The sequence below is a fragment of the Pseudomonas sp. B21-047 genome, from assembly GCF_024748775.1.
GTDB classification, from domain to species: Bacteria; Pseudomonadota; Gammaproteobacteria; order Pseudomonadales; family Pseudomonadaceae; genus Aquipseudomonas; species Aquipseudomonas capeferrum.
In genome coordinates this window covers 35633-59310 of record NZ_CP087169.1, presented here as the reverse complement: position 1 = coordinate 59310, position 23678 = coordinate 35633, and the positions used below count along the sequence as shown (strand labels likewise).

General features: G+C 62.6%; 26 protein-coding genes. 10 read left to right on the top strand and 16 right to left on the bottom strand.

From position 1 onward, the window contains the following. Positions 1 to 7 precede the first annotated feature (7 nt). On the bottom strand, positions 8 to 1597 hold the full coding sequence (gene ctaD, locus LOY26_RS00285; RefSeq protein ID WP_186655376.1) for a cytochrome c oxidase subunit I: 1590 nt from the start codon (positions 1595 to 1597) through the stop codon (positions 8 to 10). Between the two features lie 43 nt (positions 1598 to 1640). Further along, on the bottom strand, positions 1641 to 2768 hold the full coding sequence (gene coxB / locus LOY26_RS00280) for a cytochrome c oxidase subunit II (protein WP_047582429.1): 1128 nt from the start codon (positions 2766 to 2768) through the stop codon (positions 1641 to 1643). A gap of 368 nt (positions 2769 to 3136) precedes the next feature. Between coxB and LOY26_RS00275 the strand changes: the two genes are divergently transcribed. Then, positions 3137 to 3778 (top strand): hypothetical protein, encoded by a 642-nt coding sequence (locus tag LOY26_RS00275; RefSeq protein WP_033702508.1) that lies wholly within the window; start codon positions 3137 to 3139, stop codon positions 3776 to 3778. Between the two features lie 84 nt (positions 3779 to 3862). On the opposite strand, the gene LOY26_RS00270 is transcribed toward LOY26_RS00275, so the two are convergent. The 6 genes from LOY26_RS00270 to prlC form a co-directional block, all read right to left on the bottom strand. Next, positions 3863 to 5395 carry a SulP family inorganic anion transporter gene (locus tag LOY26_RS00270; RefSeq protein ID WP_033702507.1) on the bottom strand — a complete coding sequence of 511 codons (1533 nt, stop codon included), beginning with the start codon at positions 5393 to 5395 and terminating at the stop codon, positions 3863 to 3865. Between the two features lie 190 nt (positions 5396 to 5585). Further along, a complete protein-coding gene (locus LOY26_RS00265; protein WP_033702506.1) occupies positions 5586 to 6305 on the bottom strand; it encodes a carbonic anhydrase in 720 nt (239 codons plus the stop codon). Positions 6306 to 6615: 310 nt separating this feature from the next. Next, the gene (locus LOY26_RS00260) at positions 6616 to 7674 is read right to left on the bottom strand and encodes a PA0069 family radical SAM protein (protein ID WP_047582585.1); all 1059 of its coding nucleotides are present in this window, start codon (positions 7672 to 7674) and stop codon (positions 6616 to 6618) included. Positions 7675 to 7750: 76 nt separating this feature from the next. After that, a complete protein-coding gene (locus LOY26_RS00255; RefSeq protein ID WP_258714273.1) occupies positions 7751 to 9757 on the bottom strand; it encodes a M3 family metallopeptidase in 2007 nt (668 codons plus the stop codon). 132 nt (positions 9758 to 9889) lie between these two features. Further along, entirely contained in the window at positions 9890 to 10171 is a 282-nt protein-coding gene (locus LOY26_RS00250) for a YheV family putative zinc ribbon protein (protein ID WP_186655386.1), read from the bottom strand. Further along, positions 10168 to 12255 carry an oligopeptidase A gene (prlC, locus tag LOY26_RS00245; RefSeq protein ID WP_186663680.1) on the bottom strand — a complete coding sequence of 696 codons (2088 nt, stop codon included), beginning with the start codon at positions 12253 to 12255 and terminating at the stop codon, positions 10168 to 10170. The genes LOY26_RS00250 and prlC overlap by 4 nt, the downstream gene beginning before the upstream one ends. Positions 12256 to 12321: 66 nt before the next feature. Here prlC and LOY26_RS00240 point away from each other — a divergent pair, with 66 nt between their 5' ends. Together LOY26_RS00240 and LOY26_RS00235 are read left to right on the top strand one after the other, a co-directional pair. After that, on the top strand, positions 12322 to 12870 hold the full coding sequence (locus LOY26_RS00240) for a gamma carbonic anhydrase family protein (protein WP_258714272.1): 549 nt from the start codon (positions 12322 to 12324) through the stop codon (positions 12868 to 12870). Between the two features lie 19 nt (positions 12871 to 12889). Then, positions 12890 to 13540, top strand: a complete 651-nt coding sequence (locus LOY26_RS00235) for an HAD family hydrolase (RefSeq protein ID WP_033702488.1) — start codon at positions 12890 to 12892, stop codon at positions 13538 to 13540. A gap of 32 nt (positions 13541 to 13572) precedes the next feature. On the opposite strand, the gene LOY26_RS00230 is transcribed toward LOY26_RS00235, so the two are convergent. Next, entirely contained in the window at positions 13573 to 14664 is a 1092-nt protein-coding gene (locus tag LOY26_RS00230; RefSeq protein ID WP_258714271.1) for an aminopeptidase, read from the bottom strand. Positions 14665 to 14731: 67 nt separating this feature from the next. Between LOY26_RS00230 and LOY26_RS00225 the strand changes: the two genes are divergently transcribed. Both LOY26_RS00225 and LOY26_RS00220 read left to right on the top strand, forming a co-directional pair. Further along, positions 14732 to 15145 carry a hypothetical protein gene (locus tag LOY26_RS00225; RefSeq protein ID WP_033702485.1) on the top strand — a complete coding sequence of 138 codons (414 nt, stop codon included), beginning with the start codon at positions 14732 to 14734 and terminating at the stop codon, positions 15143 to 15145. Positions 15146 to 15200: 55 nt separating this feature from the next. After that, positions 15201 to 15614 carry a hypothetical protein gene (locus tag LOY26_RS00220; protein ID WP_033702484.1) on the top strand — a complete coding sequence of 138 codons (414 nt, stop codon included), beginning with the start codon at positions 15201 to 15203 and terminating at the stop codon, positions 15612 to 15614. Positions 15615 to 15652: 38 nt separating this feature from the next. On the opposite strand, the gene LOY26_RS00215 is transcribed toward LOY26_RS00220, so the two are convergent. Next, the gene (locus LOY26_RS00215) at positions 15653 to 15886 is read right to left on the bottom strand and encodes a DUF1161 domain-containing protein (protein ID WP_033702483.1); all 234 of its coding nucleotides are present in this window, start codon (positions 15884 to 15886) and stop codon (positions 15653 to 15655) included. Between the two features lie 73 nt (positions 15887 to 15959). After that, the gene (locus LOY26_RS00210; RefSeq protein ID WP_258714270.1) at positions 15960 to 16385 is read right to left on the bottom strand and encodes an OsmC family protein; all 426 of its coding nucleotides are present in this window, start codon (positions 16383 to 16385) and stop codon (positions 15960 to 15962) included. Between the two features lie 170 nt (positions 16386 to 16555). On the opposite strand from LOY26_RS00210, the gene LOY26_RS00205 reads away from it, so the two are divergent. Beyond that, positions 16556 to 17560, top strand: a complete 1005-nt coding sequence (locus LOY26_RS00205; protein ID WP_047582446.1) for an LLM class flavin-dependent oxidoreductase — start codon at positions 16556 to 16558, stop codon at positions 17558 to 17560. Positions 17561 to 17596: 36 nt separating this feature from the next. Here LOY26_RS00205 and LOY26_RS00200 read toward each other — a convergent pair whose 3' ends face one another. Together LOY26_RS00200 and LOY26_RS00195 are read right to left on the bottom strand one after the other, a co-directional pair. Then, positions 17597 to 17818: a DUF1161 domain-containing protein gene (locus LOY26_RS00200; RefSeq protein ID WP_033702480.1), complete on the bottom strand. Its 222-nt coding sequence runs from the start codon at positions 17816 to 17818 to the stop codon at positions 17597 to 17599. Between the two features lie 101 nt (positions 17819 to 17919). Continuing rightward, positions 17920 to 18135, bottom strand: coding sequence for a dodecin (locus LOY26_RS00195; protein WP_033702479.1), 216 nt, complete (start codon positions 18133 to 18135; stop codon positions 17920 to 17922). A 149-nt stretch (positions 18136 to 18284) separates the two neighbouring features. Here LOY26_RS00195 and LOY26_RS00190 point away from each other — a divergent pair, with 149 nt between their 5' ends. Continuing rightward, positions 18285 to 18608: a YqjD family protein gene (locus LOY26_RS00190; protein WP_027592031.1), complete on the top strand. Its 324-nt coding sequence runs from the start codon at positions 18285 to 18287 to the stop codon at positions 18606 to 18608. On the opposite strand, the gene LOY26_RS00185 is transcribed toward LOY26_RS00190, so the two are convergent. Then, positions 18605 to 19501, bottom strand: a complete 897-nt coding sequence (locus LOY26_RS00185) for a LysR family transcriptional regulator (protein ID WP_186663684.1) — start codon at positions 19499 to 19501, stop codon at positions 18605 to 18607. The genes LOY26_RS00190 and LOY26_RS00185 overlap by 4 nt on opposite strands. A 109-nt stretch (positions 19502 to 19610) precedes the next feature. Between LOY26_RS00185 and trpB the strand changes: the two genes are divergently transcribed. Together trpB and trpA are read left to right on the top strand one after the other, a co-directional pair. Further along, positions 19611 to 20828, top strand: coding sequence for a tryptophan synthase subunit beta (gene trpB / locus LOY26_RS00180; RefSeq protein ID WP_033702476.1), 1218 nt, complete (start codon positions 19611 to 19613; stop codon positions 20826 to 20828). Beyond that, positions 20825 to 21634: a tryptophan synthase subunit alpha gene (trpA, locus tag LOY26_RS00175; protein WP_033702475.1), complete on the top strand. Its 810-nt coding sequence runs from the start codon at positions 20825 to 20827 to the stop codon at positions 21632 to 21634. The genes trpB and trpA overlap by 4 nt, the downstream gene beginning before the upstream one ends. Before the next feature lie 120 nt (positions 21635 to 21754). On the opposite strand, the gene LOY26_RS00170 is transcribed toward trpA, so the two are convergent. Next, positions 21755 to 22087 carry a DOPA 4,5-dioxygenase family protein gene (locus tag LOY26_RS00170; RefSeq protein WP_258714269.1) on the bottom strand — a complete coding sequence of 111 codons (333 nt, stop codon included), beginning with the start codon at positions 22085 to 22087 and terminating at the stop codon, positions 21755 to 21757. Positions 22088 to 22138: 51 nt separating this feature from the next. Here LOY26_RS00170 and LOY26_RS00165 point away from each other — a divergent pair, with 51 nt between their 5' ends. Beyond that, complete coding sequence (locus LOY26_RS00165) at positions 22139 to 22711, top strand: NAD(P)H-binding protein (protein ID WP_258714268.1); 573 nt, start codon at positions 22139 to 22141, stop codon at positions 22709 to 22711. A 14-nt stretch (positions 22712 to 22725) separates the two neighbouring features. Here LOY26_RS00165 and LOY26_RS00160 read toward each other — a convergent pair whose 3' ends face one another. Beyond that, positions 22726 to 23625, bottom strand: a complete 900-nt coding sequence (locus LOY26_RS00160) for a choline sulfate utilization transcriptional regulator (protein ID WP_258714267.1) — start codon at positions 23623 to 23625, stop codon at positions 22726 to 22728. Between the last annotated feature and the right edge of the window lie 53 nt (positions 23626 to 23678).

Here is a 23678-nt window from a genome sequence, read left to right as displayed (position 1 = left end):
CGCTCCTCTACTTCACGTCCGGTGGGGTCTGGAAGGTGTGGTAAGGCGCAGGCGAGGGGACCGACCACTCCAGGCCTTCGGCGCCATCCCAGGGTTTTGCCGGCGCTGGAGCACCGCCACGGATGCACTTGATGACGATGAACAGGAAGAAGATCTGCGTGGCGCCGAACATGAAGGCGCCGATCGAGGAGACCATGTTGAAGTCGGCGAACTGCAGGTTGTAGTCCGGAATGCGCCGCGGCATGCCCGCCAGGCCGACGAAGTGCATGGGGAAGAAGGCCATGTTCATGCCGATGAACGACAGCCAGAAGTGCAGCTTGCCGAGGGTTTCGTCATACATGTGCCCGGTCCATTTCGGCAGCCAGTAGTAAGCCGAGGCGAAGATACCGAAGATCGCCCCGGGCACCAGCACGTAGTGGAAGTGGGCGACCACGAAGTAGGTGTCGTGGTACTGGAAGTCCGCAGGCGCGATGGCCAGCATCAACCCGGAGAAACCGCCGATGGTGAACAGGATGACGAAGGCGATGGCGAACAGCATCGGCGTTTCGAAGGTCAGCGACCCTTCCCACATGGTGCTGACCCAGTTGAACACCTTCACCCCGGTGGGCACGGCGATGAGCATGGTGGCATACATGAAGAACAGCTCGCCCACCACCGGGATACCGACCACGAACATGTGGTGCGCCCAGACAATGAACGACAGGAAAGCGATCGCCCCGGTGGCATACACCATCGAGGTGTAGCCAAACAGCGGCTTGCGCGAGAACGCCGGGATGATCGAGCTGACCGCGCCGAACGCCGGCAGGATCATGATGTACACCTCGGGGTGGCCGAAGAACCAGAACACGTGCTGGAACAGCACCGGGTCGCCACCGCCGGCGGCGCTGAAAAAGCTGGTGCCGAAGTGGATGTCCATCAGCATCATGGTCACCACGCCGGCCAGTACCGGCATCACCGCAATCAGCAGGAACGCGGTGATCAGCCAGGTCCAGACGAACAGCGGCATTTTCATCAAGGTCATGCCCGGCGCACGCAGGTTGAGGATGGTGGCGATCACGTTGATCGCGCCCATGATCGAACTGATGCCCATCAGGTGGATGGCAAAGATGAAGAAGGTCACGCTGGCCGGGGCATAGGTGGTCGACAGCGGGGCGTAGAACGTCCAGCCGAAGTTGGGCCCGCCGCCGGGGCTGAACAGGGTCGAGACCAGCAGCAGGAAGGCCGCCGGCAGCAACCAGAAGCTGAGGTTGTTCATCCGTGGCAGGGCCATGTCCGGCGCGCCGATCATCAGCGGGATCATCCAGTTGGCCAGGCCGACGAACGCCGGCATCACGGCGCCGAACACCATGATCAGCCCATGCATGGTGGTCATCTGGTTGAAGAACGCAGGCTCGACGATCTGCAGCCCGGGCTGGAACAGCTCGGCGCGGATCACCATGGCGAACGAGCCACCGAGCAGAAACATGATGAAGGCGAACCACAGGTACATCGTGCCGATGTCCTTGTGATTGGTGGTCAGCACCCAGCGCATCAGGCCCTTGGCCGGGCCGTGGGCGTGCTCATGGCCGTGGCCGTGGTCGTCGATCACTGCACTCATGTCCTGTCTCCTGCAATCCATTGATTGCCGCGAGTAACCCGGTTCATTGCGCTTCTGCCTGCTTGAGCGCCAGCACATCCTTCGGCGTGACCATGTCGCCCTTGTTGTTGCCCCAGGCGTTGCGCTCGTAGGTGACCACGGCGGCGATATCCACTTCCGAGAGCTGCTTGCCGAACGCGGCCATGGCCGTGCCGGGCTTGCCGTGGAAGACGATGCCGAGGTGGTCTTCCTTCGGCCCGGTAGCGATTTTCGAGCCCTTGAGTGCAGGGAACATCGGCGGCAGGCCCTGGCCTTCGGCCTGGTGACAGGCCACGCAGGTGGTGTGGTAGACCTTGTCGCCACGTTCGACCAGCTCTTCGAGGGTCCACTCCTTGCTGGTCAGCTCCTTGAGCTTGGCGGCCTCGGCCTTGCGCTCGCCGAGCCAGGTGTCGTAGTCGGCCTTGGACTTGACCTCGACCACCACCGGCATGAAGCCGTGGTCCTTGCCACACAGCTCGGTGCACTGGCCGCGGTAGATGCCGGGTTTCTCGATACGCGTCCAGGCCTCGTTGACGAAGCCGGGGATGGCATCACGCTTGACCGCGAAGGCCGGCACCCACCAGGAATGGATCACGTCGGCGGCGGTCACCAGAAAGCGCACTTTCGCACCCACCGGCAGCACCAGCGGCTGGTCGACTTCGAGCAGGTAGTGCTCGTCCTTGGGGGCCTTGTTATGGATCTGGTCGGCGGGGGTGGCCAGGTTGCTGAAAAACTCCACGTCCTGGCCCAGGTATTTGTAGTGCCACTTCCACTGGTAGCCGGTGACCTGTATGTCGATGTCCGATTCACTGGCGTCGTAGATGTCGATGAGGGTCTTGGTGGCGGGGATGGCCATGGCCACCAGAATCAGGAACGGCACCACGGTCCACATGATTTCGACCCAGGTGTGCTCGTGAAAATGCGCAGCTTGCTGGCCGGTCGAACGGCGGTGCACGACCATGGACCAGAACATCGCGCCAAACACCACGATGCCGATGATCACGCAGATCCAGAAAATGGTCATGTGCAGGTCGAAGACGGCGTTGGAGACTTCCGTCGCCCCTGGCGCCATGTTCACGGTCCAGGCGGCGTTGGCCTGACCGAAAACTGTCCACAACAGGAGGCCCATCCAGACAGGTGGATGTCGCATCATTGCGGGTTCCCCTTCTAATTCTTGTTGTCCCGGAGGCGTGGCCTGCGGCAAGAGGGAACGGCGGTCAAGACTGCCTGGCTTCGACGACCGAGCCCCTGCAAAAGCAGTCGGGCCTCATCAACGAATCACGTTCAACGGGAGTATAGACAGCGACCAATGGCACGCAATGACACCAGTGAAATGAACTTCATGAATTTGCCGAATGCCTTGAAAGCCGCGTGCTTGATAGGATGTGGCCCAATAATGGCATTCCGATATGCCACAGCGTGCACACGTTTGCGCGGGTTATAACAAATGCGTCTTAGGTATTCTGTATACCGAGCTAATTTAGTGTCTTCCGTTTGAAACGTAATGTCCCTGGAGTTGTCATGAACATCGCTGCTGTACGCGAGCAGATTAGCCAAGCCCATCAACACGAGCGCCAGACCAACCAACTGAAAGCGCGACTCGAGCAACAACTGCCGCATTTGCACCCTTCGATCCACCTGCCTGAGCAGGACGCCCAGGGTACTTTGGCGCGTTTCGTCAGCGCCTACATCGACCAGGTGCCAGAGCTGCTGGAGGCTGCCCACGAGGTGGCCCGTGAAGCAGGCATCGAATCGCAGATCAAGCCGGTGCTGAAAATTGCCGAGGCTTATTTCATGCAGCCGCCCAGCGTGATGCAAGGGCACGTGGGCCTGGACTGCCTGCTGGATGAGGCGTACCTGGCGCATCGCCTGGTGGAAGAGGTCAACGACCTGTATATCCAGCACTTCAAGCAGCCGCTGATTCCGTTCGATACCACCATGGCCAACCTGATTGCCCATCAGCTGATCGGCGAGACGTTCGCCAACCAGCTCGATGAAGTGGTGCACCATTCGGTTGACGAAATGCTCAATGAAGCGAGCTTTGCCAAGGAATCGGTAGAGGCCTATCGCGATACCTTGTGCAGCGCCGAGACGGGCGCTGCCTGGAAGCGTTGGCCATGCCTTTCGCGCCAGCTGGGTGTGGAGCTGGGCCAGCCGGCCTGAATCCAGCATTGATGCAGTCTGATCTGGCCTCATCGCGGGGCAAGCCCGCGAAGAGGCCCGCTCAGGCAACACAACAGCTGAATACTAAGCGCCAACCCCCGCCGTTGTCCGCAAGCGCCCCTCGATGCGCCGCTTCAACCGCCGCTGCTCGATCAGCAACCGCGAGCCATTGGCTGCATTGCTGCGGCTCCAGTCCTCAAGCAGTTCCAGGCACGAGTGGTCGATGTAGCTGAGGTTGCCCAACGGCACATGCAAGGTGGTCCCCGCCGGCACCGTATCCAGCACCTGGGTCAATGCCGGCACCTTGAGGAATGTTGCTGCGCCACTCAGGCGCAATTCCATGTGCCCAGGCTTGGCCAGGCTCACCAGGTTGATCTTCAGCCGCGCCGCCTTGAACGCCAGCTTCAGCAGGGTCAAGGCAAAGCCCAGCAGCACGCCGGTCAGCAGGTCTGTGAAAATGATCGCCAAGGCGGTCGCTGCATAGGTGAACATCGGCATCCGGCCGTACCTGCCCAACCCACGAAACGCCTTGAAGTCCACCAGCTTGACGCCGGTAAACACCAGCACGCCCGCCAGGCTGGCCACCGGGATCTGCTGCAGCACGCTGCTCAACACCACGACGAACGCCAACAGCCACAGGCCGTGGAAGATCGCCGAGGCACGGGTTTGTGCGCCGGCCTGGACATTCGCCGAACTGCGCACGATCACCCCGGTCATCGGCAAGGCGCCCAGCACACCGCAGAGCATGTTGCCGATGCCCTGGGCCGACAGCTCACGGTCGAAGTCCGAGCGCTGGCCACTGTGCATGCGGTCAACCGCGGCAGCCGACAGCAAAGTCTCGGCACTGGCGATGAAGGCCAGGGCGAATGCAGCTACCAGCAGCGTAGGGTCGGCCAGTTTCATCAGGTCATCCAAGCGGATCCAGTCGATGGCCTCGGAAAGGTCTGCCGGTACCTGCACCCGATTCACCGGCAGGGCCAGCCACATGCTGATGGCCGTCATTGCCGCCACGCCCAGCAAGGCACCGGGGATAAAGCGCAGCTTCTGTGGCCGCAAGCGCTCCCAGCCCCACATCACCGCAATGGTGCCCAGGCCAAGCGCACCGGCTTGCCAGCCCGCGCCTGCGCTTTCCATCGGCAGGGCAGCCGCCAGCGTCGAAGGAAACGCCAACAGGTTCTGCAGGCCCGAAGGCTGCGGCGATGTGTCGAACATCACATGCACCTGTGACAACACGATCAGTACGCCGATACCCGCCAGCATGCCGTACACCACTGCCGGTGCAGTGACGCGGAACCAGCAGCCCAGGCGAAAGCGCCCGGCCAACAACTGCAGCAGCCCGGCCAGCAGCAGGATCGGCCCGAGCATGGCCACGCCGTGCTGGCGCACCAGCTCGAACACCAGCACCGCCAGGCCCGCGGCCGGGCCACTGACCTGCAGCGGCGAACCCGCCAGAAAGCCCACCACCAGCCCGCCGATGATGCCGGTGATCAGGCCTTTGGCGGGCGGCATGCCCGATGCGATGGCGATGCCCATGCACAAGGGCAGGGCAACCAGAAATACCACCACCGACGCTAACAACTCTCGCGGCAAGGCCGCTTTCAACTGTGTAATGTTCACCCTGTTTCTCCATTTTCTGTTGCACGGCCATTCCTCTGGCCGTGGGCACGTTGGCCCCTGAAAGGCGCGCAGGCGCGGGCCGCCAGCGAGCATGCCGGCAGGGCAGTCAGGGATTTCAAGGCAGCCGAAGGCCGCGCCACACCCCAGAGGGTGCAGCCGGCTATCAAGGTTTTGACGGTGTCAGGGTCGCTTAGTAGCGGCCTCTCGGAGTAGCGCAGGGCACCGGCTCGCCCGCCGCCAGGGGCAGGAAGCTGTCGCTGGCAGCATCATAGGCTTCGATCTTGCTGGTCTCGATGTCGTAGACCCAACCGTGGATGTACAGCTCACCGGCCGCCAGGCGCGAGGCAACCGATGGGTGCGTGCGCAGGTGATGCAGCTGGGCGATGACGTTTTCCTTGGTCAGCACCTGCATGGTCTCGTGCTCGCTGCCGCAAGAGCAGTTGTTCTCGACCACGGTGCGTGCCACTTCAGCGTGGCGCAGCCAGGCGGAAACGGTCGGCATCTTGGTCAGCGATTGCGGGTTGAGTACCGCCCGCATCGCGCCGCAGTCGGAGTGGCCGCAGACAATGATGTGGTGCACGCCCAGGGCCAGTACGGCGTATTCGATGGCGCTGGAAACGCCGCCGTTCATCTGGCCATACGGGGGCACTACGTTACCGACGTTACGGGTCACGAACAGGTCGCCTGGCGAGCTTTGGGTAATCAGCTCGGGGACGATGCGCGAGTCGGCGCAGGTGATGAACATCGCGCGTGGCGTTTGCGCGGTGGCGAGCTTCTTGAACAGCTCTTGCTGCTCGGGGAAGACGTCATGATGAAAGCGCAGGAAGCCGTCGACGATGTGCTTCAGAGCGGCATCGGCGCCCTCGGCGGGTACATCCGGAGCGACCTTGGATGGGTCCTTGACGGGCATGATTCATCCTCTTGGCGGTGTGTAGGTAAGTCCATTTTACCGGTGAAAGATTCTGGCTATGCAGGGATTTAGATGACACGCACAGGCCACAAATCACAGTCTTCGTTGACTGATTGCCTACGCTAACGGGGAAAACTTAACTGAAACTTAATTCGGAGGCTCTAGAACAGGCGTTCCAGATAGATAAGGCGGGGTCTGAATAATAGCAAAAAAACATCAGTTGCCTAGTACTATTACTGTGATTATTCACTTGGATTAGTGGCACTGGGGTTGCTCCTGGACACAGCCCATGGAACACGCGCCAACACGGTCAGAACAATGCCAACTGGCCACCAGGCGGGCAGAACCTGGAGCAATCAAGCGCCTGTGCTTCACGCCCTTCAAAAGCCAGTTTGCGCGCGGCCTTGGCGAAGCGCTGAGCCAGCAGCTCGGCAAAAATGCCCTCGCCACGCATCCGTTTACCAAAGCGGCTGTCATACAGCTCACCGCCGCGGCTCTGGCGAATCAGGCTCAACACATGGGCCGCACGCTGGGGGTAATGGTCCTGCAACCATTGCTCGAACAGCGGCGCCACTTCCAGCGGCAGGCGCAACATCATGTAGGCTGCGCTCTGGGCACCCGCTTCCTTGGCGGCCTCGAGCAAGCGCTCCAGTTCGCTGTCGTTGATCATCGGAATCATCGGCGAACACAAGACCCCCACCGGCACCCCCGCCTCGCGCAGCACCCGGATCGCCCGCAACCGCGCCTTGGGCGAGGCCGCCCGCGGTTCCAGCACCCGCTTCAAGTCGTCATCCAGCGTCGTCAGGCTGATCATCACCCGCGCCAGGCGCTGGCTGGCCATCTCGGCCAACAGGTCCAGATCACGCAGTACCAGCGACCCCTTGGTGACGATGGTCACCGGGTGCCGGAAGCGCAGGAGTACCTCCAGCAAGCGACGGGTCAGCAGGTGATCACGCTCGATGGGCTGGTAGGGGTCGGTATTGGAGCCCAGGTTGATGGGCGCGCAGACGTAGCCCGGCTTGCTCAGCTGTTGTTCGAGCACTTCGGCCGCGTTGGTCTTGGCGATCAGCTTGGTTTCGAAATCCAGCCCTGGGGAAAGGTCCCAATACGCGTGTGAGGGGCGTGCGTAGCAGTAGATGCAGCCATGCTCGCAGCCCCGATAGGGGTTGATGGAGCGGTCGAATGGCAGATCGGGCGAGGTGTTGCGGCTGATGACCGTCTTTGCCGTCTCGATTCGCACCTCGGTGCCTTGGCTGATCGGCACCTCCTGGTACCAGCCGTCATCCTCCACCACCGAGTGGTTGGGGGCGAAGCGGTTGTGCGGATTGTGCGCCGTACCACGGCCTTTTTGCGGTGTTGGAGGTAACATGGTGCGCCCCTGTGCTGTGTTTATATACAGTACGAAGAAGCGGGCATCCATGCCAGCACCTCTGGTCAGTACAGGCTCAAATCAGGCCATGCCAGCGCAGGAAAGGCTCGTGACTCACCGCGCGGCCCAAAAATGCCTGCATACCTTCAAGCAATGGCCGGGAAGCGCCAGGCTCAAGCAACGCCATTTGCAAATCACGCCCCGTTGCCCGGTCTAGCAGGCCGCTGGCTTGAAAACGCGAGAACAGATCGAATGCGAGCACATCAGACCACAGGTAGGCGTAGTAGCCAGCGTCGTAGTAATCCAGCAGGTAATCGAATGCATGGGCCGGATGCTCGTATGCTTCCAGCGGCCAGTACCCGCACTGCGCCCGGGCATCCTCCAGGCGCTGCCGCACGCGCCTGCCGTCATTCGGCGTGGCATGCAAATCCAGATCGAACAGCGCCATCGCCAGGGTCTCGGCAGTGTCCGTGACAGCCCCTTGGCGAAGGCCATCCAGGCAGGCGGCCAACTGCTGCGCGTCCAGCTGGCCAGCCTCTGCGTTCGCAGAAATGCCAGCCAGGTAGCCAGCATCCCACGCCCAGCGCTCGAACAGCTTGCCGAACACCTCGACACCATCGGCGCCAAGCGCGCTGACATTGGAAAGCACCTGATTGTTGGTGCGCACCAGCAGATGGTGCAAGGCATGCCCGAACTCATGGAACAGCTTGCGCAGCGCCATGTGGTCGAGCAAGGGCGGGGTACCATCAATGGTCGAGGGAATATCGCTGAAGACCGCCACGGTGGCCGGGTGGAAACGCCCTTCGGCATCGACCCGACGGTTACGGATGTAACGGGTTTCGACCTGGCCCGGCTGCTTGCCTGGGTATTGCACGACATCCAAGTAAAGGAAGCCAGTCAGTGCATTGTCCAGCCAGACTTCGTACGCCTGGACGCTGGCATGCCATGTCGCCAGTGATTTGCGGACCAAGACCAGGCCAAACAGCCGTTGCGCAAGCGTCAGCAAGGCCTCGATCACGTTGTCCAGGGCAAAGTACGCTCGCAAGCTGTCCATGGAGAGCGCCTGCCCAGCCGGGTTTTCGAGCCGATGCAGGTAGCGCCTGTCCCATGGCTGCGCCGTGTCCAGGCCGTGCTTGTCAGCAAGCGCTTGCACGTGCACACGGTGCTTTTCCATGACCGGTTTGACGCGCGCTGCCAGGCCGTGCAGAAAGTGCAGAACCTGGGCAAGGCCGCCGGCACTTTTCGAGTGCAGGCTTAGTGACGGGTAGTCGGCATAGCCCAGCAGATGTGCCTTCTGTTCACGCACCTGGGCCAACTGCAGCAAGAGCTGACCATTGTCATGCTGCACCTCGGCGCTGACCCCACGGCTGTGCTGGTGGCGGTAGATCAGCTCACGAAGGCTACGGTTCGCGGCATGTTCAAGGACCGTGTTGGTCACGTATTGGTCTGCGGGTATCAACCAGCCGGCTTGCCCAACCTGCAGCGCTTGGGCTTGCAGCTCGCCCAACAACCGTGGAGCAAGGCCTTGCAATTGCCCGGCGTCGAGGATGAGCGTGCCCGGGCGCGCCATGTTCTGGGCAAACCGCCCGGCAAGCTCGCGTACCTGGGCATTGATGGCCGCAAGTTGCATGCGGCCTGGGGCATCGAGCAAGGCACCGTGCAAGGCGAAGTTGTGACGGTACCAGCGCAGGGTCGCTTGCTTGTGCGCGTCCAAATGCTTGCCAATGGCGCTGTTGGCCAGGCGCTCATACAACGCTTGCAAGGTAGGGTCGGCCATCTTCAGCTCGAAGCGCTCAAGCATGGCGCCGTACAACTCTTCAACCAGTTCGACCCATGGCGCCCCCTTGTACATCAGCGGTGAAGCCGCATACAGCACCGCCAGCAGTTGTGCATCCAGGTCATCGATCGCCATGACCAGGTCATCCCAGGTCGGCATGGACTGCTGAGCCAGGAGGGCTTGGGCGATACCTTGTTGATGAGCCGATAGCGCGTAGTCGAACGCTGCACGCAGGTTATCCAGCGTCACCGCGTCGTAATCGACAGGTACGTTGCTGGGTTGCAGAAGGGGGTTGCGGGTGTCCATCGCTGTTTACCTTGCTCTGATTGGAGCAAGCGAGCATGCGCCACCAGCGGGCAGGCGCTGGCCTGACTATCTAACACCCAGGGTCGAGCTGAAACCTGCCACCCAGGCCAAGGCCCGGGTGGCAAGACGGCTTCACTCAGCCGGTTTCTTCAATTTGGGGTTGGGGAAGAACTGCACCGTCTGCACCTTGGCCGGCGCCGCCTTGGGCGCCAGGTGGTTGACCCGGGTACCGAGCTCCGACGGTACCGACAGGCCTTGTTCATTCAAGGTATCGGTGAAACCACAGGCCACGCACTCACGGTGCGGTACACCGTCCTCGTTCCACATCATCAACTTGTCCGGCTCGCTGCACGCCGGGCACACGGCCCCGGCGATGAAGCGTTTCTTGGTCTTGTTCACAGCTACCTCACTCATGCCGCTGCGTCCTCGCTCAGCCCGCAATGGCGCAGCAATGCATCGATGGAAGGTTCACGGCCACGGAAGTCGACGAACAGCACCATCGGCTCACGCGACCCGCCTCGGGCCAGGATCGCCTCGCGGAAGGCACGGCCAGTGTCGGCATTGAGCACGCCTTCTTCTTCGAAGCGGGAGAAGGCGTCAGCCGACAATACCTCGGCCCACTTGTAGCTGTAGTAGCCCGCCGCGTAACCGCCCGCGAAAATGTGCGCGAAGCTGTTGGGGAAGCGGTTGTACGCCGGTGGGCGCATGACCGACACCTCGTCGCGCACGCCTTCGAGCACCTGCAGCACGCTGCGGCCATCGCCATGGGTGGCGTGCAGCTCGAAGTCAAACAGCGAGAACTCCAGCTGGCGCACCATCATCATGCCGGACTGGAAGTTCTTGGCGGCCAGCATCTTGTCCAGCAGGTCCTGGGGCAGGGCAGCGCCGCTTTCGTAATGGCCGGAGATCAGCGCCAGGCCTTCCGGCTCCCAGCACCAGTTTTCCATGAACTGGCTCGGCAGCTCGACTGCATCCCAGGCTACGCCGTTGATGCCAGACACACCCGCGTGGTCGATGCGGGTCAGCAGGTGGTGCAGGCCGTGGCCGAACTCGTGGAACAGGGTGGTGACTTCATCGTGGGTCAACAGCGCAGGCTTGCCTGGCGCGGCCGGGTTGAAGTTGCACACCAGGTTGGCCACCGGGCTCTGCAGCACGCCATCGACGGTACGGCGACGGTCGCGCGCACCGTCCATCCAGGCGCCGCCACGCTTGTTGGCGCGGGCATAGAGGTCGAAGAAGAAACGGCCGACGTGCTGGCCGTGTTCCTTGATTTCGAACAGGCGCACGTCCGGGTGCCAGCTGTCGAAGCCTTTGAGTTCGGCGATTTCGATGCCATACAGGCGCTGGACGATGCTGAACAGGCCAGACAACACCTTGTCGATCGGGAAGTAGGCACGCAGGGTTTCCTGCGACACGCTGTAGCGTTGCTCGCGCAGCTTCTCGCCGAAGTAACCGGCATCCCAGCTGGCCAGTTGCGGGCAGCCCTGCTCGGCGGCATAGGCCTTGAGCTGCTCCAGGTCCTGGGCAGCGAACGGCTTGGAACGCTTGGCCAGGTCACGCAGGAAGCTCAGCACCTGGTCGCTGGACTCGGCCATCTTGGTGGCCAGGCTCAACTCGGCGTAGTTCGGGTAGCCCAGCAGTGTGGCCAGCTCTTGGCGCAGGTCGAGGATTTCCTGCATCACCGGGCCATTGTCGAACTGGCCGGCATTGGGGCCTTGGTCCGAAGCGCGGGTGCAGTAGGCGGCATACAGCTCTTCGCGCAGGGCGCGATCGGTGGCGTAGGTCATCACCGCGTAGTAGCTGGGGAACTCCAGGGTGATCAGCCAGCCGTCGAGCGCTTTTGCCTGGGCGGCGGCGGCCATCTGCGCCTTGGCCGAGTCGGTCAAGCCGTCCAGCGCGGCTTCGTCGGTGACGTGCTTGGTCCAGGCCTGGGTGGCATCGAGCAGCTGGTTGGAGAAGCGGCTGCCCAGTTCGCTGAGCTTGCTCTGCACTTCGGCGTAGCGCTGCTGCTTGTCGGCAGGCAGGTCGATGCCCGAAAGGCGGAAATCACGCAGGGCATGTTCGAGGATGGTCTTTTGCGCCACATCGAAGCCAGCCGCCTCCGGGCTGTTGGCCAGGGCCTGGTAGGCGTCGAACAGCGCACGGTTCTGGCCCAGTTCGGTAGAGTAGGCGCTCAGCGCCGGCAGGCAAGACTCGTAGGCCTCGCGCAGTTCCTTGCTGTTGCACACGGCATTGAGGTGGCTGACCGGGCTCCAGGCAGCGCCCAGGCGGTCATTGAGTTCGTCCATGGCCAGCACCAGGCCTGCCCAGGAAGGGGTCTTGCCTTGCTGTTCGAGAATCTCGGCAATGGCTTTGCGGTTGTCGGCCAGGATCTCTTCGATGGCCGGCAGCACGTGTTCGGCACGGATCGCCGAGAAGGGCGGCAGATCGTAGGGCTGCAGAAGCGGGTTGTTCGCACTCACGGTTTGGATACCTTGGCAGAAGAAACACTGGACCATCTTAATTACAATCGACGCCGACCGCAGCAGGCAGCCTGCCTATCGGCACAGATGAGAGACCCTATCATGGCCATCCGAAGCTTCCAGCAACACACTCCGAAAGTTGGACCACGGGCCTTCATCGACCGCTCGGCGGTGGTGCTGGGCGATGTGGAGATTGGCGAAGACAGCTCGGTCTGGCCTTTGACTGTAGTACGCGGCGATATGCACCGCATCCGCATCGGCGCCCGCACCAGCGTGCAGGACGGTAGCGTGCTGCACATCACCCATGCCGGCCCTTTCAACCCCGACGGCTTCCCGCTGATCATCGGTGATGAGGTGACCATCGGCCACAAGGTGATGCTGCACGGCTGTACCCTGGGCAATCGCATCCTGGTCGGCATGGGCAGCACAATCATGGATGGCGCCATCGTCGAGGACGAGGTGATCATCGGCGCCGGCAGCCTGGTACCGCCCGGCAAGCGCCTGCTCAGCGGCTTCCTGTATGTTGGCAGCCCGGTGAAACGGGCCCGGCCGCTGACCGACAAGGAGCGCGCGTTCTTCCCCTACAGCGCCGGCAACTACGTCAAGCTCAAGGACCAGCACTTGGCCGAAGGCTACGACCAACCCGAATGACTTGAGTGGAACCGCTTACATGCACCAGCAGAACATCCTCTTCGACCTCGACGGCACCCTGACCGACCCACGGCTGGGCATCACCCGCTCCATCCAGTATGCGTTGGCCAAACTGGGTATCGACGAGCCGGACCTGACCCGCCTCGAACACTTCATCGGCCCGCCCTTGCTGCAGGCGTTCATGCAGTTTTACAGCTTTGACGAAGCCAAGGCGTGGGAGGCGGTGAATTTCTATCGCGAGCGCTTCCGCGTCACCGGCCTTTATGAAAACCAGGTGTTCGAAGGGGTACCGGCGTTGCTCGAAGCCCTCACTGGCCAGGGGCGCACGCTGTATGTGGCAACGTCCAAGCCTTGGGAGTTCGCCCGCGAGATCGCCCGGCATTTCGCCTTCGATCACCACTTCAAGGTGATTTATGGCAGCGAGCTGGATGGCACCCGCACCAATAAGGTCGAGCTGATTCGCCACTTGCTGGACGAAGAAGGGCTGGACCCGGCGCAGACGCTGATGATCGGCGATCGCAAGCATGACCTGATCGGCGCGCGCAGCAATGGGCTGCAGGCGGTGGCGGTGGGGTACGGGTTTGGTAGCGAGGAAGAGTTGAAGGCCGAGACGCCAGCCTTCCATTTCGCCACCCTGGCCGAGATGCATCAGGCCTTCATCAAGGCCTGAAATGGAATGGGGCCGCGCAGCGGCCCGAAATCTCATTGGCTAACGACAAGCCGCTCCAACGCGGCTTTGCGCGCCTCACCCGACAGCCGCCCCAGCGCCTCGACCCGCTGATAAAACCGCGCCCAATCCCCGTCAACCTTCCGGAACAGCGCCGCAAACGCCGGCACCCACTGATCATACAGCCCAAACGGCAGCAGCTTGGCATTGTTCATCGGCCCATACATCCAAGCGTCATAACGCGTGTCCCCACCCCACTGGCCATCACGCACCTGCCGGTACTCGCGCCGCAACCGCTCGAACTCGGCCTGCTTCGCCGCCCGCTTGTGCGCATCATCCAAGGGGCCGGCGTAGATCCCCTGAAGCCGTTCGCGGCTGGCCAGCACCAGCCGAATGAACTGGTCACGCTGCCCGGCCTGATCATCCTCGATCGCTGCAAGCCCGCGTGCCGCGCGCCATTGCCGCGCGCCTTCGTGCTCGACGAAGGTGGCAAACGACTCGTTGAACGCCGTGTCGTCCTGCACATAGAAGCGCTGATGGGCCAACTCATGGAAGATCAGCGAGGCCAGCCGTTCGTCCCCCCAGCCGGCCATCGAAGACAACAGTGGGTCGTCGAACCAGCCCAGAGTCGAGTAAGCCTCGACACCGCCCACATACACATCCATGCCTGCCTGGCGCATCAACGCCGCCGCGCCACGCGCCGCACCTTGGCGGTAGTAACCACGGTAGGCCACGCAGCCCGCGATCGGGAAACAATGCGTCACCGGCTGCAACGACAACTCCGGCGTGGCAAACACGTTCCACACCACATAAGGGCGGCCAAGGTCGGCGTAAACCCGGTAGCTGCGGTTGTCCGGCAGTTTCAGCTGCTGGCTGGCGAACACTCGGGCCTGTTCGGCATGTTGCAAGCGCGCCCGCAGTTGCGGGCTGCTGGCCGGATCTGCCATTACCTGTTCCACCGGCTGGCGCGCGCGCAACAGCTGCCATTGGCCCTGCGCCAACTGCCCGTAATAGCCAACACTGCTACAACCGTTCAGCAGAACAGCCGCCAGCAGGGGAACAAAGCGGGTGAAAACGCGGTCGAGTGGCCCAGGGCCTGAGCGCTGAAAAAGAAATAGTCGAAGCATCTGGGACTGTCTGACTCGCTCACGGCCAATTCGCGCCAAGACTATCTCGCCAGGGGGGAGTTTCGCCATGCGTCCATTGTTTGCCGCCAGCACACTCATGCTGTTGTCCGCTTGCTCGACCCTGCCGGACCCCGATCCGAACCAGGCGTGGGTCGACCTCACACCCCTGGACGAAACGTCACTGCATGCGGTGCAGGTAGACGAACGCGACTGGGCCGACACGCGCTACTTCGAGGTCGCCCCCGGCAGCCACGAATTGACGGTGCGCTACCAGTTTCCGGTCACCCCGAGCAATATAGGCCCGGTAAACGAGCCGCTGTGGCGCGATTGCCAGCTCAACCTGACTTTCAAGGACTTCAGCGCCGGGCAGCGCTACCAGTTGCAGGCGGGCAGCATTGGCTTCCGGCCTTGGGTCAAACTCTACGACCACCAGCAAAAACTGCTTGGCCAAGGCTTGCCTGCAGGCTGTCAACGCACCTGAGCCGCGCAATCGGCGCTATGCTTGTAACGTGTATATCGCAAGTGGGAGTTTTGCCATGCGCCAGCCCATGATGCTGATCGCCCTCAGTGCACTGGGGGCTTGCGCCAGCCCCTTGCCGCCCGTCGACCCCAAGCAGGCCTGGGTCGAGCTTTCTACCATCACCCCCGGCAGAGTCATCATGGCTGATCGCCTTGACGGCAAGCGCCTGGAGGATGGCCGCTACTTTCAGGTAACGCCTGGCAAGCATGAACTGGTGGTGCGTTTCGATTATGAGATTTATGGCGGCGGCATGATGTCCCAGCCAAGGGACCGTACCTGCTACCTGACCGTGCGCTATGACAATTTCAAAGCGGGCGAGCGCTATCGCCTCGAGGCCCGGGCGCCGGTGATGGAGCCGCAGGTGCTGCTGTACGACGCCAGCCGCACGGTGGTGGTTAACGAGCCAAGTAACGTGTTTTGTATTCCCTGACAGTTGGGGGCGCTTTGCGCCCCCAACCAAATTAAACCCTAGCGATCATTCTTCTGATAGATGATCTTCTTGGTACCACCCTCGCAGCTGCCTACGACCATGTTCTGGTCCTTGACCTCGCTGTTGGGCACGATCTCCAGGGTGTAGGACGTCACGCCCTGGGCCTGGATCTTGGCCTCGATCTCGGTTTTCAATTCTTCGCACGGCTTCACTGCCGCCAGGGCGGAGGTGGCGAGCAGCGAGGCCAGCACGGCGATTGCTACGCGGATCATGGAATGGCTCCTGAAAGGGCAGTCGTGCTGCCGTTGCTGTTTAGACTACAGCAAACCGCCCCCGTTGCGCCGCCTAGCCCACCAGTGAGGCATCCAGGCTGATGGTGGCATTGAGCACCTTCGATACCGGGCACCCGGCCTTGGCCTTGTTGGCAATCTCGAGGAACTGCGCCTCACTGGCCCCAGGCAACTTGGCCTTCAGAATCAGGTGCACGGCGGTGATGGCGAAACCATCGGGCTGCTTGTCCAGGGTCACCTCGGCAATGGTATCGATGCGCTCTGGGGTCAGGCCCGCCTCGCCGAGCATCATCGACAGCGCCATCGAGAAGCAGCCGGCATGGGCTGCGCCGATCAGTTCTTCCGGGTTGGTCCCAGGTGAGCCTTCAAAACGGGTGTTGAAGCCGTAGGGGTTCTGCTTGAGCGCGCCGCTTTCAGTAGAAAGCAGGCCCTTGCCATCCTTCAGGCCACCTTGCCAGATCGCCGATGCTGTCTTTTTCATGATGCCTCCTGGTCGCTGCATTTACATATCTTGGGGTGACATGCTTATGGGTTCAGAGGCCGGCCGCGTACGGCAAGTTCAGATCAATCTGACCGTAAGCATTGAATCCACCGAATGTGCCCATACAGAGTTTAAAAGGCCTCTGGCCAACCACGTTCAAGGAGGCTCCGATGACGCAGCTGCGTGACCTGAAAATTTCAACCCTCGACTTGGTGCCCGTGCGCGCCGACGGCGGGCCGGCTCAGTCGCTGCATAACTCGCTGGACCTGGCCCAGCACGTGGAACGCTTCGGCTACAACCGCTTCTGGGTCGCCGAGCATCACAACATGGATGGCATTGCCAGTTCCGCGACTTCCGTGCTGATCGGCTACCTGGCGGGTGGCACCTCGAGCATCCGCGTTGGCTCCGGCGGCGTGATGCTGCCCAACCACGCACCGCTGGTGATCGCCGAGCAGTTCGGCACCTTGGCCAGCCTCTACCCCGGCCGTATCGACCTGGGCCTGGGCCGCGCCCCCGGCTCCGACCAGATGACCGCCCGCGCCCTGCGCCGCGAGCGCTCCGGCAGCGCGGACGACTTCCCCGACGATGTCGAGGAGCTGTCACGCTACCTCGGCCCGCGCACCGATGATCAAAAAGTGATCGCCGTGCCTGGGCATGACACCGAGGTGCCGATGTGGCTGCTCGGTTCAAGCCTGTTCAGCGCCCAACTGGCCGGCATGCGCGGCATGCCCTACGCGTTCGCCTCGCATTTCGCGCCGCGCTTCATGCACGAGGCGATCCGCGTCTACCGCAACCACTTCAAGCCCTCCACCACGCTCGAAAAACCCTATGTGATGCTCGGCATTCCGATGGTGGTGGCCGAAACCGACGAAAAGGCCGAATACCTGGCTACTTCGGTGTATCAACGCATCCTTGCCCTGATTCGCGGGCAGAGCCTGATGCAGCGCCCGCCCGTTGAGAGCATGGAGGGGCTGTGGCTACCTCACGAACGCGACGCGGTGATGAGCTTCCTGGGCCTGGCGATGATTGGCAGCCCGCAGAAGGTACGGGCCAAGGTGGAGGTGTTGCTGGAGCAGACCGGGGCGGATGAGCTGATCTTTACCTGTGACCTGTATGAGCATGCGGACCGGGTCAGGTCCTATGAGCTGCTGGCGCAGGCTTTGAAGGCCGAGTAACCCTCTTCGCGGGCAACCCCGCGAAGAGGCCGTCACTCAACCACGCCGGTAGACAATTTCCTTGGTGCCAGCTTCACAGCTGCCAACTACCTTGCCCGCCGGCTCGCCTTTCTTGACGATCTCCAGCGTGTAGCCATTTACGCCCTTGGCATCCAGCTTGGCGGCAATCTCTGCCTTGAGCTCTTCACACGGCTTGCCCGCCGCCAGCGCACCACCCGCCAACGCCATAAGGCCTGCCGCCAGAATCATTTTCTTCATCGTTCGCTTTCCTTGTACAGATGAAAATCAAAGAGGGCGCCGGCTAAGGCGCCCCCTCTGTATTACCCCATCTTGCCAGCGCCAGCTACCCCGGCACTGTTTCAGCTGTTGGCAATACGGAAGCCGACTTTGAGCGTGACCTGAAAATGCTCGACCTTGTTGTCACGCAGGTGGCCCCGGGTATCGATCACTTCGAACCACTCCAGGTGCTTGATGCTCTTGGCCGCTTCGGCCAGGGCATTGTTGATCGCGTCCTCGATGCTGGTGGGCGACGACCCTACCAGTTCGATCTTCTTGTACGTGTGATGATCGGACATGTGCACTCTCCTTGGATGACAGTCTGCTTGAGCCTAGCAGCGCAGGCTTGGTTTACCTGCGAGCCGTCGCCTTGGGCAAAAGTTCGATCGCACTTTCGCAGCCCTGCGCAGTCGCAATCCTTACAGCCCACCCCCGAAGGAGATTCAACATGCATCGCAACTCGCTGCGTAAAACATCCCTGGAAAGCATGGAAGCCGAGATCGAAAGCCTTCTGAAATCGCTGGAAAACCTCAAGCACGATGCATCGGAGGAGTCCCAGAAGTCGGTAAAGGCCATCCGCAGCAATGCCGAAAGCGCTCTCAAACATTCGCGCAGCCTGCTGAGCGACGCCTACGAGGAAGTGAAGACCCGCACCCGCCAGACCGGCATCGCCACCCGTGACTATGCCCAGGAGCACCCCATCACCACCGCCGGGGTAGCCGTTGGGGCACTGGGCCTGCTGGCGGCCTGGCTGCTGTACAAGCGCAACTAAGCGATTTGCAGCTGCAGTTCCTGGCGCAGCCATTGCGCCAGTTGCTCGGCGCGCCCATCTGCGGCGCGTCGGGGCACCCACAGCGCCAGCGCGGCACGGGTGGGTGAGAAACCCCAAGGTGCCGCCAACCTCCCAGCACGTAAATCGTCCGCCACCAGCTGTTGCGGCGCGATCGCCACACCCAGCCCGGCCACTGCGGCCTCCAGCAGGTAGTACAGGTGTTCGAATGCCTGGCCGAACTGCAAGGCCCCCGCATCCAGCCCGTGCTGCCCGGCCCAGGCCGGCCACGCCTGCGGACGAGACGTGGTATGCAGCAACGCCTCGCCCAGCAAGGCGTCGGGCGCTGCCCCGCGCAAGCGTTCGAACCCGGCAAAGTGCGGGCTTAGCACAGGCCCGATGCGCTCTTCGGCCAGCACGTGTACTTGCATGTCCGCCGGCCACGGCGGTTCGGCAAACACCAGCAAGGCATCCAGCCCCGGGCGCCTGGGGTCCAGGTCGCCTTCCCCGGCGGAGAGGTGCAGGCGCAGCTCGGGCAAGTCGGCTTTGAGCCGCCCGAGCCGAGGGATAAACCAACGCGCCAGCAGGCTGCCGGAGCACCCAAGCACGAATGGCGCCTCGCGGTTATCCCGGCTCAGTTCGGCACACACCCCCCGCAACCTGTCGAACGCCTCGCCACTGGCATCGCGCAGGCGCACGCCGGCATCTGTGAGTTTGATGCCACGCCCATCCTTGACGAACAGGGCAACGCCCAAGTGTTCTTCGAGTACCTTGATCTGCCGGCTGACTGCCCCGTGCGTCACGTGCAGCGCCTCGGCAGCCTGGCTGACACTGTTCAGCCGGGCAGTGGCCTCAAAGGCCCGAAGGGCATTGAGAGGGGGAAGGTCCTGGGCCATTGTCTTGTGAGTTTTCCTGACAGGTTTGCGCAATCTTATCGGTTTTCAGACGGGCGTTGCGTGGTTACAGTAAAGCCCATCACTCATTCAGTACGCCTTGGAGCGCCCCATGACCCAGACTCAATACCGCCCTGGCCCAGACGCCAACGGCCTGTTCGGCTCGTTCGGCGGCCGCTACGTGGCAGAAACCCTGATGCCGCTGGTGCTGGACCTGGCCCGCGAATACGAAGCGGCCAAGGCCGACCCCGCGTTTCTCGAAGAGCTGGCCTACTTCCAGCGTGACTATATCGGCCGCCCGAACCCGCTGTACTTCGCCGAGCGCCTGACCGAGCACTGCGGCGGCGCAAAAATCTTCTTCAAGCGTGAAGAGCTCAACCACACCGGCGCGCACAAGGTGAACAACTGCATCGGCCAGGTGCTGCTGGCCAAGCGCATGGGCAAAAAACGCCTGATCGCCGAAACCGGCGCCGGCATGCACGGCGTGGCCACCGCCACCGTTGCAGCCCGTTTCGGCCTGCCTTGCGTGATCTACATGGGTGCCACCGACATCGAGCGCCAGCAGGCGAACGTGTTCCGCATGCGCTTGCTGGGCGCCGAAATCGTCCCGGTCACAGCTGGCACCGGCACCCTCAAAGACGCCATGAACGAAGCCCTGCGCGACTGGGTCACCAACGTCGAAGACACCTTCTACCTGATCGGCACCGTGGCCGGCCCGCACCCGTACCCAGCCATGGTCCGCGACTTCCAGTCGATCATCGGCAAGGAAACCCGTGTCCAGCTGCAAGAGAAGGAAGGGCGCCTGCCCGACAGCCTGGTCGCCTGCGTCGGCGGCGGCTCCAACGCCATGGGCCTGTTCCACGCATTCCTTGAAGAACCAAGCGTGCAGATCATCGGCGTCGAAGCCGGCGGCCACGGCGTGCATACCGACAAGCACGCTGCCAGCCTGAACGGTGGCGTACCGGGTGTCCTGCACGGCAACCGCACCTACCTGCTGCAAGACGCTGACGGCCAGATCACCGACGCCCACTCGATTTCCGCCGGCCTGGACTACCCAGGTATCGGCCCAGAGCACGCCTACCTGCACGAAGTGAAGCGCGTCGAGTACGTCAGCATCACCGACGACGAAGCCTTGGATGCGTTCCACGCCACCTGCCGCCTGGAAGGCATCATCCCGGCCCTGGAAAGCGCCCACGCATTGGCCGAGGCGATCAAGCGCGCGCCGAACCTGCCCAAGGACCACTTGATGGTCGTGTGCCTGTCCGGGCGCGGCGACAAAGACATGCAAACCGTGATGAACCACATGGCCGCCCAGGAGAAACAGGCATGAGCCGTCTTGAACAACGCTTCGCCGAACTTGCGGCCGAAGGCCGTGCGGCACTGGTCACCTTCGTAACTGCGGGTGACCCCGGCTACGACGCCTCGCTGCAGATTCTCAAGGGCCTGCCAGCGGCTGGCGCCGACGTGATCGAACTGGGCATGCCGTTCACCGACCCGATGGCCGATGGCGTCGCCATCCAGCTGGCCACCCTGCGTGCGCTGGAAGCCGGCCAGACCTTGGCCAAGACCCTGCAGATGGTTCGCGAATTCCGCGTGGGCAACCAGGCTACGCCGATCGTACTGATGGGTTACTACAACCCGATCCACCGCTTTGGCGTGGAAAAGTTCGTGGCCGAGGCCAAGGATGCGGGCGTCGATGGCCTGATCATCGTCGACCTGCCGCCTGAGCACGACGCCGAGCTGGCGACCCCGGCCCAGGCGTCGGGCATCGACTTCATCCGCCTGACCACACCGACCACCGACGACGCGCGCCTGCCGCGTGTGCTGGAGCGCAGCTCCGGGTTTGTCTATTACGTGTCGGTGGCTGGTGTAACCGGTGCAGGGTCTGCGACAACCCAGCACGTGAGCGAGGCGATTGCCCGCCTGCGTCGGCATACCGCCCTGCCGATCAGCGTAGGGTTTGGCATTCGCACGCCAGAGCAGGCGGCGGCGATTGCGCGCCTGGCCGATGGTGTGGTGGTGGGCTCGGCACTGGTCGACAAGATCGCCCAGGCCAAAGATGCGGATCAGGCTGTTAACGATGTATTGAGCTTGTGCTCGGCGCTGGCTGAAGGTGTGCGCGGCGCTCGACGCTGATTGGCGTTGCCTTCTTTGCGGGGCAAGCCCGCTCCCACCGGTCCACTGCAATCTGTCAGAAAGCACTCGACCTGTGGGAGCGGGGCTCGCCCCGCGAATGGGCCGCATGGCGGCCCCCATCTAGCCACCAAAAATCGACAGCTTCAAAGGCCGCACAGCCCCCATCCAGATCGCATGATCACGGTGATCGGCCAGCTCATCCCCGGTCAGCGGGTGCAGAAACACCACCAACCCCTTGCGATACAACGCCAGCCACGGCAACACCACCCCCACCACCTCCGGCCCGAACGCCAACTGGCAGCTCCAGTCCGGGTGCGGCCCCACCGGTTGCTGGTGCATGCGCCCCATGGTCACGGGGAACAGCCGCGCCGCCTCTTCGCACAATGCCCGCGCCTGCTCGATGGTCGATGCGTCGTAGTACACGTGGGCGTGATAGCCCTTGATCCTCTGCACGATAACTCCTGATTGCGGTCCAACCATCACCACCGCAAAGGAGGTGATGCAGTGAAAAATGCCGAAACCCCCGTGTTCAAGCTGGTGCTGTTCGGGGCCGAGTCTAGCCTTGGCAGTGCGCTGATCGCCGAGCTGCTGGCGCGCCAGCATGAGGTTACCGCCGTGGTCGACGACCTCAACCGCCATGCGCCACGCCCTGGCCTGCATTTCAAGATAGGCGGGCTGGGCGATGCCGACCAGGCAGAGCAGGGCGCTGCCGACCAGGCAGAGCAGGGCGCTGCGGGGGGCTCGGCGGTGGTTGCGCTGGTGTCAGCGCTGGCACCCGCTGACCTGCCCGCGCAATGGTGGATGAGCGAGGCGCTGATCGCTGGGCTTGCGCGTACGACTATACGCCGGCTGTTGCTGGTGGGCGATTTCGATGTGCTGGACAGGCCAGGCCATTACACCGATGAACAGCGCGAGGGCGTGGACCATGTGGTCGATGCGCTACAGCGCAGTGCGCTGCACTGGACGCTGATCAATGCGCCGCAGCAGTTGGCGGATTTGGAGAACGTTGCGGCGGGGATGGTGGATATGCTCGACCTGGGCTTGCATCGGGGCGAGCATATGAACTTCGTATCCTGAGGCCTCTTCGCGGGTCAAGCATTGCGCTCGTCTTCAAGCCAACCCACAAACCGCTCGATCAACGCCCCGCGCCGCTTGCGTGGCGGCAACACCACGTAATACCCCCGCGCCGAACGCAAACTGCCCTCCAGTGGCCGACACAGCAGGCCCTGCTCCACCAGCCCATCGACCAGATGCCCCCAGCCAATCGCCACCCCTTGGCCGGCAATCGCCGCCTGGATCAACAGGGTGTAGTTATCGAAACGCAGTTGCCCCGGCGGTGGCGGGCTGTCCACGCCAAACCCACGAAACACCCCCGCCCAGTCGAACCAGCGGCTGGCTTGTTCGCCGCGCAGGTGAAGCAAGGGCAAACGCTGCAAAGCCACGGCTGACAAGGGTTTGCCATGAGTCAGCCGGGGGCTGCAGACCGGAAATACCTCTTCATCGAACAACCACCGGCTCTCGCCCTGATGAAAACGCCCATCGCCAAACAGCACGGCCACATCAATGTCCGGCCGCAACATCGCCTGGCTGCGCTCACCCGTCACCAAGCTGACATCCACCTGTGGATAAGCCTCATGAAAGCGTTGCAGCCTGGGCATCAGCCAGAACGCAGCGAAGGCAAAGTCGGTGGCCACTTGCAGCACCTCACGCTGGCCCCGGCCACTGGCCAGGGCAAGGCCGTCGTCCATGGCCTGCAGCCCTTGGTGCACCTGCTCGAACAGCACCTGGCCGGCATCGGTCAGCGCGATACCCCGGTAGATCCGGTCGAACAGCCGGGTACCCAACTGAGCCTCCAAGCGCTTCACCTGCTGGCTCACCGCTGGCTGCGTGGTGCCCAGTTCCAGCGCGGCGGCGGTAAAGCCACGCAAGCGTGCCGCAACCTCGAACACGCGCAGGGTATCGAGCGAGAGCTCGGCAAGGCGCTCAAACATAAGCTCAGCTAATCCCAGTCATTGCCCGCCATGGGCTTTACCCATGTTATCCA

Bases quoted from the DNA above. Each gene is read 5' to 3' on its own strand.
- trpB (WP_033702476.1), top strand. From the start codon at position 19,611: ATGACCCAGACTCAATACCGCCCTGGCCCAGACGCCAACGGCCTGTTC.
- LOY26_RS00265 (WP_033702506.1), bottom strand. From the start codon at position 6,305: ATGCCCGTCAAGGACCCATCCAAGGTCGCTCCGGATGTACCCGCCGAG.
- coxB (WP_047582429.1), bottom strand. From the start codon at position 2,768: ATGATGCGACATCCACCTGTCTGGATGGGCCTCCTGTTGTGGACAGTT.
- LOY26_RS00250 (WP_186655386.1), bottom strand. From the start codon at position 10,171: ATGAGTGAGGTAGCTGTGAACAAGACCAAGAAACGCTTCATCGCCGGG.
- LOY26_RS00195 (WP_033702479.1), bottom strand. From the start codon at position 18,135: ATGTCCGATCATCACACGTACAAGAAGATCGAACTGGTAGGGTCGTCG.
- LOY26_RS00240 (WP_258714272.1), top strand. From the start codon at position 12,322: ATGGCCATCCGAAGCTTCCAGCAACACACTCCGAAAGTTGGACCACGG.
- LOY26_RS00190 (WP_027592031.1), top strand. From the start codon at position 18,285: ATGCATCGCAACTCGCTGCGTAAAACATCCCTGGAAAGCATGGAAGCC.
- LOY26_RS00160 (WP_258714267.1), bottom strand. From the start codon at position 23,625: ATGTTTGAGCGCCTTGCCGAGCTCTCGCTCGATACCCTGCGCGTGTTC.
- LOY26_RS00260 (WP_047582585.1), bottom strand. From the start codon at position 7,674: ATGTTACCTCCAACACCGCAAAAAGGCCGTGGTACGGCGCACAATCCG.
- LOY26_RS00235 (WP_033702488.1), top strand. From the start codon at position 12,890: ATGCACCAGCAGAACATCCTCTTCGACCTCGACGGCACCCTGACCGAC.
- trpA (WP_033702475.1), top strand. From the start codon at position 20,825: ATGAGCCGTCTTGAACAACGCTTCGCCGAACTTGCGGCCGAAGGCCGT.
- ctaD (WP_186655376.1), bottom strand. From the start codon at position 1,597: ATGAGTGCAGTGATCGACGACCACGGCCACGGCCATGAGCACGCCCAC.
- LOY26_RS00210 (WP_258714270.1), bottom strand. From the start codon at position 16,385: ATGAAAAAGACAGCATCGGCGATCTGGCAAGGTGGCCTGAAGGATGGC.
- LOY26_RS00220 (WP_033702484.1), top strand. From the start codon at position 15,201: ATGCGCCAGCCCATGATGCTGATCGCCCTCAGTGCACTGGGGGCTTGC.
- LOY26_RS00255 (WP_258714273.1), bottom strand. From the start codon at position 9,757: ATGGACACCCGCAACCCCCTTCTGCAACCCAGCAACGTACCTGTCGAT.
- LOY26_RS00185 (WP_186663684.1), bottom strand. From the start codon at position 19,501: ATGGCCCAGGACCTTCCCCCTCTCAATGCCCTTCGGGCCTTTGAGGCC.
- LOY26_RS00205 (WP_047582446.1), top strand. From the start codon at position 16,556: ATGACGCAGCTGCGTGACCTGAAAATTTCAACCCTCGACTTGGTGCCC.
- LOY26_RS00200 (WP_033702480.1), bottom strand. From the start codon at position 17,818: ATGAAGAAAATGATTCTGGCGGCAGGCCTTATGGCGTTGGCGGGTGGT.
- LOY26_RS00215 (WP_033702483.1), bottom strand. From the start codon at position 15,886: ATGATCCGCGTAGCAATCGCCGTGCTGGCCTCGCTGCTCGCCACCTCC.
- prlC (WP_186663680.1), bottom strand. From the start codon at position 12,255: ATGGTCCAGTGTTTCTTCTGCCAAGGTATCCAAACCGTGAGTGCGAAC.
- LOY26_RS00275 (WP_033702508.1), top strand. From the start codon at position 3,137: ATGAACATCGCTGCTGTACGCGAGCAGATTAGCCAAGCCCATCAACAC.
- LOY26_RS00225 (WP_033702485.1), top strand. From the start codon at position 14,732: ATGCGTCCATTGTTTGCCGCCAGCACACTCATGCTGTTGTCCGCTTGC.
- LOY26_RS00230 (WP_258714271.1), bottom strand. From the start codon at position 14,664: ATGCTTCGACTATTTCTTTTTCAGCGCTCAGGCCCTGGGCCACTCGAC.